We start from the raw sequence: 13,928 nt of genomic DNA on the forward strand, positions 1-13,928 counted from the left end.
GGCTGTCAGCTACCCGGCACGCCCTGTTCACTGGGCCAGCAGCGAGTCCTCGCCGTTGACAGCCGCTCGCCAGACCAGCTCGGGCCGGCGGCGCTGTCTCGGGACGACGGTGGACCGCTCGAGAACCTCGGCGAGGTCGGCGACGAAGGCGTCGACCTGGTCCATGGTGATCCCGGGCATGGTGATGAGGTGGCTGCGGGCGCCGTCGCGCGAGAGATTCCAGCCGCGCTCCAGGACTGCAGCCGGTGGGGTGGCCAGGACCACGGTGAAGGCCCGCTCGTGCCGCCACGCAGGCCACCCGATCATGGTCAGCCGGTGCACGGCGTATTCCGCTACTGCCCGGGCCGCGGCAGCGCGGTGACGGTGTCCGTCGACGCCGTACTCGTTGATGGCGTGCCAGAGCAGCACGGCAGCCTGACCGCTGCGTGAGCCCGCGATCGTGGTGTCCAGTGTGGCGGTGTAGGCCACGTGCCGGCCGCGGGCGAGCCGGGCGCTGTCGGCCATCAGCACCACCCCGCACGAGACGGGGGTGCCGTAGAACTTGTGGCCGGAGGTCGCCACGCTGTTCACGGGGCTGTCCGGGCCCAGCTGGAGCAGTCCGTCGATGGCGAGCGCGGTGCCGGCCAGCGCCGCATCGACGTGGATGAACCGCTGGGTGATGCCACAGTCGTCCAGGATCTGCTGGATCCGGGTGGTGTCGTCGACTGCTTCGCACATCGTGGTGCCGGCGGTGGCCACCACGATGGCGGGCCGATCCCGGTGGCGGGTGACCAGCTGGTGCAGGTGCCCGTAGTCCATCTCGCCACGGGCGTCCTCGTCGACGAGCACGACGTTCGTCGCCACCCCGAGAATGTCGGTGATCTTTTCGATCGAGTAGTGCGCGGCGTGGGAGAAGTACACGAGCGCGTCGGGGAACCGGCGGCGGGCGGTGAGCAGTGCGGCCTGGTTCGCTTCGGTTCCACCGGTTGTCACATAGCCCCACCGGTCCCCGGCGGGCAGCCCGAACAGGTCGGCGAACCAGTGGACGACCTGGCGTTCCAGTTCGACGGTGTGCGCGAAGCCCTGCGGGGTGGAGGCCAAGGCGTCCCCGACGTTGTTGTACAGCTCGCGGAACACGTCGAGGACGGGGGTGTAGTCGATGTCGATCGCGGCCGGGAAGCCGATGTCCTTGTACCGGGCGGCAGCGGCCCGGGCGCGCAACGTGCGGATGACCGCAGCGGAGTCACGCCCGGGCAGGCGCAGATCGATGGCCGCGTCCCAGGCGGCCGCCGGTATCGGGGGCTGGTCCACGTCACCCGGCCAGGTGTTGCTGGAAGATGCGGGCCAGGTTCTGGATGTAGGGCCATCCGGTGCGCAGCGTGTTGCCGAGATCATTGCTCAGAGGGGTGGACCGGCCAACCGGATTGCCCAGGTCGAGAGGCTTGTTGCAGGTAACCGATTGGTACCGGGACGGCTTGTTGTCGTCGCGTACGACCCGGATGACCGACGCCTCCTCGGGGGTGCCCCGCAACGGTGCCTGCGGGTCGATGACCCCGTCGGTGAGCAGGACGACGGACTCGCCCGGCTGCCCGTAGAGCGCCTGGCCGTAGGAGTAGTCGTCCAGACGCGCCAGCCATTCGGCGGTGGCCGGCCATTTCCTGTCCCCGACCTCGAGGGTGTCCACGCCCAGGCCGATGTAGCGGGTCGAGTCCCGGGGCATCTCGCGGTCACCGAAGTTGACGAAGCTGCGTTCCGGACCGCGAGGATCCCAGCGCTGACCGCGCGTTGCATCGCCGCTGAACCGTTGAGCCGTTCCTGTCAGCCCCTGGAGGAAGGAGACGATGTCGTTGGTGTCGGGGCTGATGAGCTCGAACCGCGTTACGGTATAGAGCCGGTATCCGGAGGGCTCCTGCTGGTCGGGGCCGCTGTAGAACAGGGTCACGCCGTGCGCGGCGAGGCCGGGCTGACGCAGCGCCCGCATCTTGTGCATGCAGTAGTCCAGGTGCCGCATGTTGACCATGCGCATCTCGTAGGCGACCCGCAGCCGGAGTTCGACACCGCGCTTCTCGGCTTCCCGCTGCTCGATCTTCGCTCTCTCGGCGCGCCGCCAGGCCTCCGCCCTGTCGGCCGCCTCCTGCTCCGCGGCGGAGCGCCACTGCCGCTCCGCAGCCTGCGGTTCGTGCCGGTCCCAGCCGGGGGTCGGAGCCGGCGGCTGGTCCCAGCCGGGGGCCGGAGCCGGCGGCCACGGCTGGTGCTGAGGGGACGCCTGCCAGCCGCCGGGCGGCTGCGGCGGCGGAGCGGAGACGCCATAGGGGTCATGCGGCGGTGACGCGGGATTCCAGCGGGGCTGGACATCGTAGGGGTACTGGTGCTGCTGGTCGGGATGCTGAGGGTGGCTGGTCATCGCCGGCTCAGATCGCACTCGGGACATCGAAACCGCTCAGCGGCACACCGTGGCTGATGCCCTGGTACACGCCGGGCTGGCGCGAGCGCAGCAGGCGCGCCCAGACGTACCCCGCCACGGCAGCCGCCACGATCAGGACGGGCACGATCGCCGGCGGCACCACGGACGGCGGCAGCAGCGACGACAGCTGCCACAGCATCGCCCCCAGGATCATCGTGCCGAGGAGGACCCCGAGCGTCGGCGCCGCTGTCGACGCTCCCGCGCCGACCGACGTCCGGTTACGGGCGAAGTAGATCGGCGCCGCGACGTTGGCGATGATCAGCAGCACCAGCAGGCCCATCGCGCCCAGGGTGGACAGCCAGACGAACATCGTCTCGCCGCTGGCACCGAAGATGGCGAATCCGGCCAACACCAGCACGGCGATCGCGGTCTGCAGGCGGGAGGCGCCCTTCGGGGCCTTCGCCGTCGTCCCACCGTCGCTCTCGGCCAGGCTCGCTGGCAGAACGTGCTCGCGGGCGATCGCCATCGTGTACCGGGTGATGACCGAGTGGAGACTGATCGAGGACGTGCCGATCGCCGCAAGGAAGACCGCGAGCGCGACGACGACCACGACACCGGCCACCGGGCCGAGGTGATCAGCCAGGATCGTGAACGGCAGGTTGGCGTCGTTAGCGGCGGCCGCAGCGATGCCATCCGGGCCCGACGGCAGCTGCATCGCCCACGCGACGGCGGTGTAGACCACCGTTGCGGTTGCCGCCGCCGCCAGCATGCCCCGGCCGACCACGGCGCCGGGCTTTCCCTCGGTGGCCTCCTCCTCGATCAGGGAACCACCCCCATCGATACCGGCGAAGGCCGCGAAGGTGAGCGCGACGGCCAGACCGCCGCCGGAGACCAGCAGACCCTGCGGGGAGAACGCCTTACCGGTGAACTGCCCGCCCGCCGGGTCACTGATGCCGACCAGGACGAAGAGGCCCAAGAGCATCAGGGAGCCGATCAGTACCGGCGCGATGAACCGGATGGCCGCGCGAATGGGCATCCTGCCGATCAGCGCCACGACACCGATGATGACGGCCGCTCCCACCCACCACGGCAGGCCGGTCATGCCGGCCAGCACACTGCCGAAAAGCCCGGCGAGGCTGATCTGCAGCGTGTTGTAGGCCAGCAGCGCCACCGCAGCGCCCGCGACACCCATCTCAGGGCTCAGCCCGCGGGCCAGAATCGCGTAGTACGGCGCCGAGTGGGACACCTCCCGCAGCATGGCGCTGTATCCCACCATCAGCAGGGTCACCACCACCCCGATCACCAGGAACAGCAGGGGAAGACTGGTCACACCGGACTGCGCGTAGGTGGCCACGATGCCACCGGCCATCACGACTGCTGGAGCACTGGTCGCGAGACTGATCAGCCAGGCCCGGAATGCGGTGACGGTGCGCCGGTCGAGCGTTGCGGCTACGGGAGCCGTGGACATGGAATCTCCTTGAGGGGAAGGACAAGAGGGTGGTGCGGGGGAACGAAGAGGAAGGACGAGGGGCGCTCAGCGAGCGGTCAGGTTCTGCAAGCTCTGGCTCGTGGCCGGGTACGTGAACGGATCACAGGCGTCCGGATCGTGCTCGGCGGTCCGGCCGTACCGCGCGGCGACGACGATCCGCCCCGCCGATGGCAGGGCCGGATACCGTCGGGGCGGGGCCGATCGCCACGTGCGTAGCTGCTGCATCCGCGGGTGCTCGGAGTCGGAGCCGACCAGGTGGTGGAAGCCGTCGTGTCACCACTCCAGGGCCGTCCAGCCGGCCTGTTCCGGCTCATAACGCACGGCTTGCTGACGCCCAACGCTGCCAGCGCGCGAAACCCCGCCGTCCAAATAGGACACTCGGGGCAAAACGGTCTTGTCGTGGCATATGTCTTCCAGGTGCGGGGTGCGCAAGGAGAGGGGAACGCAAGTTGATCTCGTGTTCCGGGCAGCACCTTACGCGGTTTTTGGTCCGGGATCTCTATCCGCGAGACTCACGATGCCTACTGAGAGGTTCGTCCGTTCCGTGACTCCTTCACGGTCTGTAGGGACGCGCGGGAATTCGCCGCGCCTGGCACCGGGACCGCCGATGACAGCCGACGCGGATGCTGGTGGCGGCCACCGTGTGAGCCGAACCTGAACCCGCTCGTCACGTGCTGAAAGTTGACCGCGGCAGGAGTCGATGAGCATGCCCGGACCGCGGGTCGCGCAGCGCACGACGTACGCCGCGTTCGAGTACGGCACCACCAGGCCACACGCACGGTGATTTGCGCGAAACTTGATGGCGTACGTCACGTCGGCGGTTCGGTAGGTCATGCCGCAACCGCCGCACCTCCCAGCCCTTGAACGCCGCTCGGGCCTTACCGGACATCGCTGTCCGGCCGCGACGCCGACCGCGCCACCACCGTCGCGTCACGATTCAGGACCTCAGCGTCCCCACTCGAGCGACCGCAACGAGCGTCACGGGCCCTTGTCCCGCATGGCGCTCGGCGGTCGCGGGCGCGCTCGCCAGGAAGGAAAGTCCATGACCATGTCATGCATGCTGCGGGTGCTGATGATGGCCGCGGCGCCCATCGCCGCTCTCGGAGTCTTTGCCGCTCCGGCCAACGCCAGCCCGTCCTCGGCCCCGGTCCCGGCCGGCACGGAGACGCCGGTGCTGCAGTCGGCGGCCGGAGCCCGTGCCCATGCGGCGGGGTGAGCGGCCCATTTCGGGCCGCCTTGAATGCGTACAGAACCTTTGAACGCTGCGTGCCCATGTTGGTGTGGCATGACCGCAGACTCCCGACCCTTTGCCGCTTCGGTTGAGGGATGTGAAGGACTAGACCAGCCGATCCACGTATCCGGCGCGAGTCAGGCGGGAAAAGGACTCTTCCACATCCATTGGAACTTCTTGAGCGATGGCGAAGCCTAGATCAGCGTATTTGGTGATTCGCTGTGTGTCGCCGACAAGCATGTTGATAAATTTCGCTGCGTTACCGATGCTTGCCACGTAGTTATCTAGGCCCAGCGGGAGCGAAGCGCAGATGACGTCAACCTCAGGCCAAATCTTTTTGCAGGTGGCGTAGGCGCGGCGCTGTTGGTACGGACGAGACATCAGGATGACGGATTGGGCCTGGATTCCCCTTTTTTCCAGGACTGCCCGGGTGTACTCGATGTTCTGGCTGGTGTTCCGGGCCTGAGTCTCGACGAGTATCGCGTCCGCAGGAACGCCGTTCTCCATGGCGTATTCGCGGTAGTGAACGGCTTCCCCTCGTGGGAAGACTTCGATGGTCGTCGGGGCGTTGGCGCCGCTGAACACCAGCCACGGATACATCTTCTGGAAGAACAGCTCGGTTGCGATCTTTGCTACGCCCAGGTCGTGACTGCCGAGCCGATACCGACATCAGCCGGGCGGAGCGAGTGATGCATGTTGTGGTAGTCCCACAGCCGCTCGACGTCCTCGCGGTGCTCAGCAGGGATCGTGAGGGGAGCCGTTGTCATCGTCTTCTCTCAGTCGGGGATCTTGAAGGTGTACGACCACGTGAAACGCGAGGCGGCGTGAACGCCGCGGGCGAACTCGACCGGCCTTCCGCTGCTGGTGAAGGTCGTTCGGTGAAGAACCATCACTGGCTCACCTGCTGGTAGTTGTAGAAGTTCGGTCTCGTCCGGTGTCGGCATCCGTGCTCGGACTGTCTCCGTGATGCTGTCCGGCTCCAACCCGCGTTCGGTGAGAATGGCAAAGCCATCGCCGCGCCCGGCCGGCCCTGGCGTCGGGCCGACGAGGATCGTCCCGGCCACATCTTCGGGCCGGTAGTTGCTGGTGAGCGTGTGGGTGGGAACGCCGGTTTCCTTGACCAGGCGGGCGCGCTCGTAGACCGGGTCTCCTGGTTCGAGACCGAGAGCCTCGGCCACCTCCGCATCAGCCTCGACCTTGCGGACCTCGTTGGTCTGGTCGCTTGGCTTCCATGCCCGGCCGGTTGCCTCACGGTCGGCCGCAAAGGCGACGAGTCCAGACTTCCATTTGCTCTTGGCGTAGCGGTCGGTTCCGAGCCGCTTCATCGCAACACGCGGCCGGACGACAGTGCCGCGCCGACGGACAGGCGTCACGAGCCCTTCGGCTTCGAGCATCCGGACGGCTTGGCGAACCGTCTTGATGTTCACGCCGTGTGTCGTCGCGATCTCTTCCTACTGGGGAAGAGTGCTCCCCTCGGGGAAGTCGCCTTGCTGGATGGCTTGGCGCAGGAGTGTGGCCAGCTCCCGGTACCCGATGCCCACTCTTGTTCCTCCAAGCCAGGTGCTGTCTTGAGCTATCTCTACCAGTCCCAGCCCAGGAGATCCCCACTTTAGAGCTAGCTCTATTGACGCCACGGGCGCGTCCGGTGTCGTACAGAGCTAGCCCTAATGACTGTTGCTTGGGGGACCGGATGCTCGGTGATGCCGAAGTTCGACTGACTCATCTTGTTCAGTCGCCCTTGCCGGACCCCGGGTGCGACCGGTAGCACGTGCTGGACGAGGTGCTCGCGCTGGCGGCTCAGATGTCGCCGCGCTACGTGGCGTTGATCACCGTCGTTGCATCTTCGGGGCTGCGCTGGGGAGAACTGGTCGCGATGTCGCGCTAACGGCCGGTGCGGTGCCCGTACCCCCGGAAGTTGAATGCGGCCTGTAGCCCGGACCGCGGAAGTCGCGGCGGATGTCCGAGTCCTCGCCCTTCCGGCGGGTTGCCTGCACGGCTCTGGCCGCCCACTTGGTCGAGTTCGCCGACATTCAGCCCGGAGGCACTGATCATCACCGGCAATAAGGACACGCCTCTGGGCTGGGGTCGAAGGTGCTCGCGGATGCGGGGATGCCGGCGGGCTTCCACATCTATCACCGCCTTCGCGGCGGCAGCAGTGCGGCACGTGAGTTGGTGCACCGGAGGGGTTAGGCGAGCATGCGGGCCGCGATGACCTGACAGCGCGCGCTCAGTGACCGGGTTCGGAAGATTGCCGGAAGCAGGGACAAGCGGATCACCGAGGGCACGAACACCAGGCCAGCGGACGAAACGCGGCACGCTCGGACGGTGGCGGCAAGCCGGGCGGTCGTGGACACCAGCCTTGGTGCCGGCATCCACTGGCACGCAAGATCATCCGGGTGGGTGAACGACGAAGGCCCAGGTCGGCGAAACCGCTTCTGACCTGGGCCTTCGTAGTGGAGCGGGCGACGAGAATCGAACTCGCGTAATCAGTTTGGAAGACTGAGGCTCTACCATTGAGCTACGCCCGCGTGATCCCCGATCACCTCGGGGTTCGGGTACAGCTTACTGAATCATCTCCCGTCCGCGCGAACCGGATTCCCCAGCAGGTGACTCCAGCGCACACGCGGACGAGCCGACCGCATACACTGGCCGTCGCCACGGGGTGTGGCGCAGCTTGGTAGCGCACTCGCTTTGGGAGCGAGGGGCCGTGGGTTCAAATCCCGCCACCCCGACTGACACCAACATCCGCAGCAACAAGGAGTACGCCTGTGAAGAGCACCGTCGAGACTCTGAGCCCGACTCGGGTGAAGCTCGCCATCGAGGTGCCGTTCGAGGAGCTCAAGCCGAGCCTGCAGAAGGCGTACCGGGAGATCGGCGCGCAGGTCCAGGTGCCGGGCTTCCGCAAGGGCAAGGTTCCGGCGGCGGTGATCGACCAGCGGGTCGGCCGTGGCGCCGTGCTGAACGAGGCCGTTCAGGAGGCGATCCCACAGCAGATCCTCGCCGCGGTCCAGGAGCACGATGTCAAGACCCTCGGCCGTCCCGAGGTCGAGATCACCGAGTTCGCCGACAACGCGCCGCTGAAGTTCACGGCCGAGGTCGACGTCCGCCCGGAGATCACCGTGCCCGACCTCTCCGGCATCACCGTGACGGTTCCGGCCGTCGAGATCGGTGACAACGAGATCGACGAGCAGATCAACGGCCTGCGTGAGCGCTTCGCCACCCTGAAGACCGTCGAGCGCGCGGCTGCGGAGGGTGACTACGTCCAGCTGGACCTGAACGCCACCGTGGACGGCGAGGACGTCCCGGGCGGTTCGGCCACCAACATCTCCCACGAGGTCGGCAGCAAGCAGCTGCTCCCCGGTCTGGACGAGGTGCTCGTCGGCCTCTCCGCCGGCGAGGAGGCCAACTTCACCACCCAGCTCGTCGGCGGCGACTTCGCCGGCCGCGACGCCGAGGTGAAGGTCGTCGTGAAGAGCGTGAAGGACAAGCAGCTCCCCGAGATCGACGACGAGTTCGCCCAGCTGGCGAGCGAGTTCGACACCCTCGACGAGCTCCGCGACGACCTGCGTACCCGCCTCAGCCGGGCGAAGAAGGTCGAGCAGATCTACGCCGCTCGTGACGAGGCTCTCAAGCAGCTCGTCGAGTCGGCGAACATCCCGGCTCCCGAGGGCGTCGTCAAGGACGAGGTCGAGGGCCGTAAGCAGGCCATGACCGACCAGCTGGAGCGGATCGGCGCGACCCTGCAGGACTACCTGGCGTCCGAGGAGAAGACCGAGGAGCAGATCGACCAGGAGCTGACCGAGGCCGCTCAGGAGGGCGTCCGGATCCAGCTGCTGCTCGACACGGTCGCCGACGCCGAGGACGTCCAGGTCACCGACGACGAGTTCGGTCACGAGATCGTGCACCGGGCGCAGCGCGCCCAGATGCAGCCCCAGCAGTACTACGACCAGCTGGTCCGCTCGGGTGCCGCGGCGGCCGTCTTCGGCGACGTGCGCCGGGGCAAGGCGCTCGCGTCCGTCATGGAGCAGGTCACGATGAAGGACAGCGAGGGCAACACCCTCTCGCTGGACGACCTGCGCACCGAGGACGACCACGCGGGTCACAACCACTGATCCGAAGCATCACGACGGCCACCGCGCATCCCTTACGGGTGCGCGGTGGCCGTTGTCTTTTCCGCAGGGTACGGCCGTGCGATGCGCTGTCAGCGAACACCTGCCCGAGCGGGAAGCTGATGCGCATCCGACCAGTTAGGTTGGTCGTACGACGGACAACCTGCCGGCCGGATCACGGCCGACACAGCAAGCTGTGAAGGGCTGCCATGACCGATCTCCACATCCCCACCGGGCCCGTGTCGCGGCGCGGCGGTGACACCCTGAGTGGCAACCTCGACGACTCGGTCTTCAACCGCCTGCTGCGCGAGCGGATCATCTTCCTCGGCAGCGAGGTGACCGATGCGAGCGCCAACCGCATCTGCGCGCAGCTGCTGCTGCTCTCCGCCGAGGACCCGGAGGCCGACATCCACCTGTGGATCAACTCCCCGGGCGGCTCTGTCTACTCGGGTATGGCCATCTACGACACGATGCAGTTCATCGACAACGACGTGCAGACCGTCGCGATGGGCATGGCCGCCTCGATGGGGCAGTTCCTGCTCTGCGCCGGCACGCCGGGCAAGCGCTTCGCCCTGCCGCACGCCCGCATCATGATGCACCAGCCGTCCGGCGGCATGGGTGGCACCGCCGCCGACATCGCCATTCAGGCGGAGCAGATGCTCTACACCAAGCGCATGTTCCAGGAGCGGATCGCGTTTCACACCGGTCAGACTCAGGAGCAGATCGCGGCCGACTTCGACCGGGACCGCTGGTTCACGGCCGAGGAGGCCAAGGACTATGGCTTCATCGACAAGGTGATCACCGGGGCCACGCAGGTTCCGGACGGCGCCGGAACGCTGAACTGAGGAGCTGAACCATGACCGACCTTTCCATGCCTCCCGGGTTCGCTCCGGTGCACAACCGCTACGTGCTGCCCTCGTTCTCCGAGCGCACCTCGTGGGGCATCAAGGAGTCCAACCCGTACAACAAGATGTTCGAGGACCGGATCATCTTCCTCGGCGTCCAGGTGGACGACGCGTCGGCCAACGACGTGATGGCCCAGCTGCTGACGCTGGAAAGCACCGACCCGGACCGCGACATCCTGATGTACATCAACTCGCCCGGTGGCTCGTTCACCGCCATGACGGCGATCTACGACACCATGCAGTACGTGCGTCCCGACATCAGCACGGTCTGCCTGGGCCAGGCGGCCAGCGCGGCGGCCGTCCTGCTCGCCGGCGGCACCCCGGGCAAGCGGATGGCGCTCCCGCACTCGCGGATCATCATCCACCAGCCGGCCACCGAGGGTGGTTACGGCCAGGGGTCGGACATCGAGATCCAGGCGCGCGAGATCATGCGCATGCGCACCCAGCTGGAGGAGATGATCGCGCACCACTCCAACCAGACGGTGGAGAAGGTCCGCAAGGACATCGACCGTGACAAGATCATGACGGCCGACGAGGCCAAGGAGTACGGCATCGTCGATGTCGTGCTGGCGACTCGGAAGAAGAGCCTGCAGACAGCCGGCGTCTGACGCTGAGCCTGCGGTGTCAGGGGCCGGCCGGCGGAGCGCTAGACTGGCCGACCCCTGACACGCCCGTTTTGGGGGGTCGGAGAACAGCCCCGGAGCGGGTAACGTCGAGTCTGCAGCCTCAGTTACGCGGGTCGGCGGACGATAGATGGCAACGAGGCAATCAGTCCTCGGAGAAGGTCCGGTCGTCGGCCGGCCAATGATCAGCAAGGAGAACGTAGGTGGCACGGATCGGTGACGGTGGCGACCTACTCAAGTGCTCCTTCTGTGGGAAGTCGCAGAAACAGGTGAAGAAGCTCATCGCAGGCCCTGGGGTCTACATCTGCGATGAGTGCATCGACCTCTGCAACGAGATCATCGAAGAAGAGCTGGCTGAGACCGGCGAGGTGAAGTGGGAAGAGCTTCCCAAGCCGATGGAGATCTGCCAGTTCCTGGACAACTACGTCGTTGGCCAGGAACAGGCGAAGAAGGCACTGTCCGTCGCGGTCTACAACCACTACAAGCGGATCCAGGCCGAGTCGAACGGCGCTCCCGGAGGGGGCAGCGACGTCGAGGTGGCCAAGTCCAACATCATGCTGATCGGTCCGACCGGTTGCGGTAAGACGCATCTGGCGCAGACCCTGGCCCGGATGCTCAACGTGCCGTTCGCCATCGCGGACGCCACCGCGCTGACCGAGGCCGGCTACGTCGGCGAGGACGTCGAGAACATCCTCCTCAAGCTCATCCAGGCGGCCGACTACGACGTCAAGCGCGCCGAGCAGGGCATCATCTACATCGACGAGGTCGACAAGATCGCCCGCAAGAGCGAGAACCCGTCGATCACCCGGGACGTCTCCGGCGAGGGCGTGCAGCAGGCACTGCTCAAGATCCTTGAGGGTACGGTCGCGAACGTCCCGCCCCAGGGCGGCCGCAAGCACCCGCACCAGGAGTTCATCCAGATCGACACGACGAACGTGCTGTTCATCGTGGGTGGCGCCTTCGCGGGTCTGGATCGGATCATCGAGCAGCGGGTCGGGCAGAGCGGCGTCGGGTTCGGCGCGCGCCTCCGGTCGATCTCCGAGCGCAACACCGACGACATCTTCAGCAAGGTGATGCCGGAGGACATGCTCAAGTTCGGCCTGATCCCCGAGTTCATCGGTCGTCTCCCGGTGATCACGACGGTCCGTAACCTCGACCGTGATGCCCTCATCAAGATCCTCACCGAGCCGCGGAACGCGTATGTGAAGCAGTACCAGCGTCTCTTCGAGCTGGACGGGGTCGAGCTCGAGTTCGACGAGGGCGCCCTCGAAGCCATCGCCGATCAAGCCATGCTGCGGGGCACCGGCGCCCGCGGTCTCCGGGCGATCATGGAGGAAGTCCTCCAGAACGTGATGTTCGAGGTGCCCAGCAACCCCGACGCCGCCCGGGTCCTGATCACTCGCGAGGTCGTGGTGGAGAACGTGATCCCGACGATCGTTCCGCGCGAGTTCGGCGCCGGTCGCCGTCGCCGTCCGGAGCGCGAGGAGAAGTCCGCCTGACGAGACGGTCCCGCCTCCTGGGCTGAAGTGGCTTAGGGATATCCCGGATCCGTCTCGTCGTCAGTTCGTCCGCTGCCGCCGCCCGTGAGGGAGGCGGCAGCGCTGTTTCCGGCACGCCGGAGCAGCGTCCGGGTGGTGCCCTCGTGTGCCACTGCCCAGCCCGCGGATTGCCACGGATCAGTGTCGGTGGCCGTACCCTCGAATCCATGCGTGTCGCCGTTTGCCAGCTGAACTCGCGGGAGGACCGCGCCCACAACCTCGCCGTGGCACGGGGGTTGCTCGAACGCGCGGCCGCCGGTGGCGCCGAGTTCGCGATCCTCCCGGAGTACGTCGACTTTCTCGGACGCTCCGCCGAGGCCCCGAAACCAGAGCCCGTCGACGGGGAGTTCGCCGCCTTCTTCGCCGCGGCCGCCCGGGAGCTCGGCCTCTGGGTGCACGCCGGCTCGTTCCATGAGACCGGTCCGGACGCTGCGCGGACCTACAACACCTCGCTGGTCTTCGCGCCGAACGGCGAGCGGGTCGCGACCTACCGCAAGATCCATCTGTACGACGTGGAGATCGCGGGCCGGGTCTCGTACCAGGAGTCGCGCTCCGTGGCGCCCGGCGAGCAGACCGTCGTGGCCGAGATCGCCGGCGTGCCCACCGGGCTGAGCATCTGTTACGACCTCCGTTTCCCTGAGCTGTACCGGAAGCTCGCCATCAGCGGCGCGAAGGTCCTCGTGGTGCCGGCCGCCTTCATGCTGCACACCGGGCGTGATCACTGGGAGGTGCTGTTGCGGGCCCGTGCGATCGAGAACCAGTGCTACGTGATCGCTGCCGGCCAGACCGGTGATCACGAGCCGTCCCGCACCTGCTTCGGCCGCAGCATGATCGTCGACCCGTGGGGGACCGTTCTCGCTCAGGCGCCGGACACCGTCGGTGTCACCTTCGCCGACCTGGACCTGGAGCGTCTTGACACCATCCGGACCGAGGTGCCCAGCCTCGCCAACCGAAGGCTCTAGAAGGCACCGGCCGGACAGAACCAAGGTGTATCCGGCGTCACAGACTTTCGACGAGGTAGCTGATCGCGGTCAGGGCGAGCACGGCTCCGCCGGCCAGCAGGAGCGCTCCGCCCATCCGGGTGGGGCCGCGCATCAGCAGCTTCCGCGCCGAGACCACGACCGTGACCAGCACAAGTAGCCCGATCACCAACTGCCAGAGCGGGACGAGCAGGCCCAGGAACGCATCGGCCGCCAATGTCGTTGGATTGGCCATGACCCCACTCTGTCATGGAGCGGTTCCGTCGTGTGCAGCCTCGCCGCGCCTGACGAGCATGAACGTCGATTTGCAGATGGCGGGGCGGGTCGCGTAACTTTCTCTCTGCAAGCGGGAAACCGGTACGGAGCGCCACGAAAGTGACAATCCGGAAGGTGCCCCGGGAGCCGTCGGGAGCGAGCTATGCTCGAACTTGACGTCGGGCGGTGCGGAAAGAGATCCAAGAAATTGGATTTGCGGATGCGAAGCCGACCGGGTAGAGTGGCAAAGCCAGCAGGGAGCCGGACGAGTTAAGGCCGGTCTGCTTGGGTCACTTCCCGCATCGCGGGGAAACGTTCGGGCGTTGCTCACAGGGGTTCTACTCTGTGCCGCGGAAATGACCGGATACACTTGAGCGGTTGCCTCGACGGCGAGCCTTGACGGGCTCAAATTCGA

At 66.9% G+C, this 13,928-nt stretch carries 11 protein-coding genes, 2 tRNA genes and 1 pseudogene; 7 read left to right on the forward strand and 7 right to left on the reverse strand.

Annotation, left to right across the window (positions count from 1 at the left end; all coding sequences use genetic code 11):
- Nucleotides 1–27: 27 nt before the first annotated feature.
- From Aut01nite_RS06925 to Aut01nite_RS06935, 3 genes are read right to left on the reverse strand one after another with little or no spacing between them, the layout of a single operon-like run.
- Nucleotides 28–1,290, reverse strand: coding sequence for a histidine decarboxylase (locus tag Aut01nite_RS06925; RefSeq protein WP_052164056.1), 1,263 nt, complete (start codon nt 1,288–1,290; stop codon nt 28–30).
- A gap of 1 nt (nt 1,291) precedes the next feature.
- A complete protein-coding gene (locus tag Aut01nite_RS06930) occupies nt 1,292–2,383 on the reverse strand; it encodes a hypothetical protein (protein ID WP_052164057.1) in 1,092 nt (363 codons plus the stop codon).
- A 7-nt stretch (nt 2,384–2,390) separates the two neighbouring features.
- Complete coding sequence (locus tag Aut01nite_RS06935; protein WP_043528005.1) at nt 2,391–3,851, reverse strand: APC family permease; 1,461 nt, start codon at nt 3,849–3,851, stop codon at nt 2,391–2,393.
- Nucleotides 3,852–4,914: 1,063 nt separating this feature from the next.
- Between Aut01nite_RS06935 and Aut01nite_RS06940 the strand changes: the two genes are divergently transcribed.
- Nucleotides 4,915–5,088, forward strand: a complete 174-nt coding sequence (locus Aut01nite_RS06940; protein ID WP_161790683.1) for a hypothetical protein — start codon at nt 4,915–4,917, stop codon at nt 5,086–5,088.
- Nucleotides 5,089–5,208: 120 nt separating this feature from the next.
- On the opposite strand, the pseudogene Aut01nite_RS06945 reads toward Aut01nite_RS06940, so the two are convergent.
- The 3 genes and pseudogenes from Aut01nite_RS06945 to Aut01nite_RS06955 all read right to left on the reverse strand — a co-directional run bounded on the left by Aut01nite_RS06945 (nt 5,209) and on the right by Aut01nite_RS06955 (nt 7,631).
- Nucleotides 5,209–5,870: pseudogene (locus tag Aut01nite_RS06945) on the reverse strand (YdcF family protein).
- Between the two features lie 9 nt (nt 5,871–5,879).
- Nucleotides 5,880–6,548 carry a GntR family transcriptional regulator gene (locus tag Aut01nite_RS06950; RefSeq protein ID WP_268871718.1) on the reverse strand — a complete coding sequence of 223 codons (669 nt, stop codon included), beginning with the start codon at nt 6,546–6,548 and terminating at the stop codon, nt 5,880–5,882.
- Nucleotides 6,549–7,557: 1,009 nt separating this feature from the next.
- Nucleotides 7,558–7,631: transfer RNA gene (locus tag Aut01nite_RS06955), tRNA-Gly, on the reverse strand.
- Nucleotides 7,632–7,761: 130 nt separating this feature from the next.
- Here Aut01nite_RS06955 and Aut01nite_RS06960 point away from each other — a divergent pair.
- The 6 genes from Aut01nite_RS06960 (at nt 7,762) to Aut01nite_RS06985 (ending at nt 13,240) form a co-directional block, all read left to right on the forward strand.
- Nucleotides 7,762–7,835, forward strand: a tRNA-Pro gene (locus tag Aut01nite_RS06960).
- A gap of 36 nt (nt 7,836–7,871) precedes the next feature.
- A complete protein-coding gene (tig, locus tag Aut01nite_RS06965; protein WP_043528009.1) occupies nt 7,872–9,215 on the forward strand; it encodes a trigger factor in 1,344 nt (447 codons plus the stop codon).
- A gap of 206 nt (nt 9,216–9,421) precedes the next feature.
- On the forward strand, nt 9,422–10,057 hold the full coding sequence (locus Aut01nite_RS06970; protein ID WP_043528011.1) for a ClpP family protease: 636 nt from the start codon (nt 9,422–9,424) through the stop codon (nt 10,055–10,057).
- An 11-nt stretch (nt 10,058–10,068) separates the two neighbouring features.
- Nucleotides 10,069–10,725: an ATP-dependent Clp protease proteolytic subunit gene (locus Aut01nite_RS06975; RefSeq protein WP_043528013.1), complete on the forward strand. Its 657-nt coding sequence runs from the start codon at nt 10,069–10,071 to the stop codon at nt 10,723–10,725.
- Nucleotides 10,726–10,943: 218 nt separating this feature from the next.
- Nucleotides 10,944–12,239 carry an ATP-dependent Clp protease ATP-binding subunit ClpX gene (clpX, locus tag Aut01nite_RS06980; RefSeq protein WP_043528014.1) on the forward strand — a complete coding sequence of 432 codons (1,296 nt, stop codon included), beginning with the start codon at nt 10,944–10,946 and terminating at the stop codon, nt 12,237–12,239.
- Between the two features lie 206 nt (nt 12,240–12,445).
- Complete coding sequence (locus Aut01nite_RS06985) at nt 12,446–13,240, forward strand: carbon-nitrogen hydrolase family protein (protein ID WP_043528016.1); 795 nt, start codon at nt 12,446–12,448, stop codon at nt 13,238–13,240.
- A 37-nt stretch (nt 13,241–13,277) separates the two neighbouring features.
- Here the strand turns inward: Aut01nite_RS06985 and Aut01nite_RS06990 are convergent, their stop codons facing one another.
- Nucleotides 13,278–13,493, reverse strand: coding sequence for a hypothetical protein (locus Aut01nite_RS06990; protein ID WP_043528018.1), 216 nt, complete (start codon nt 13,491–13,493; stop codon nt 13,278–13,280).
- Nucleotides 13,494–13,928: the final 435 nt, after the last annotated feature.

It is taken from the genome of Actinoplanes utahensis (genome assembly GCF_016862455.1).
GTDB classification, from domain to species: domain Bacteria; phylum Actinomycetota; class Actinomycetes; order Mycobacteriales; family Micromonosporaceae; genus Actinoplanes; species Actinoplanes utahensis.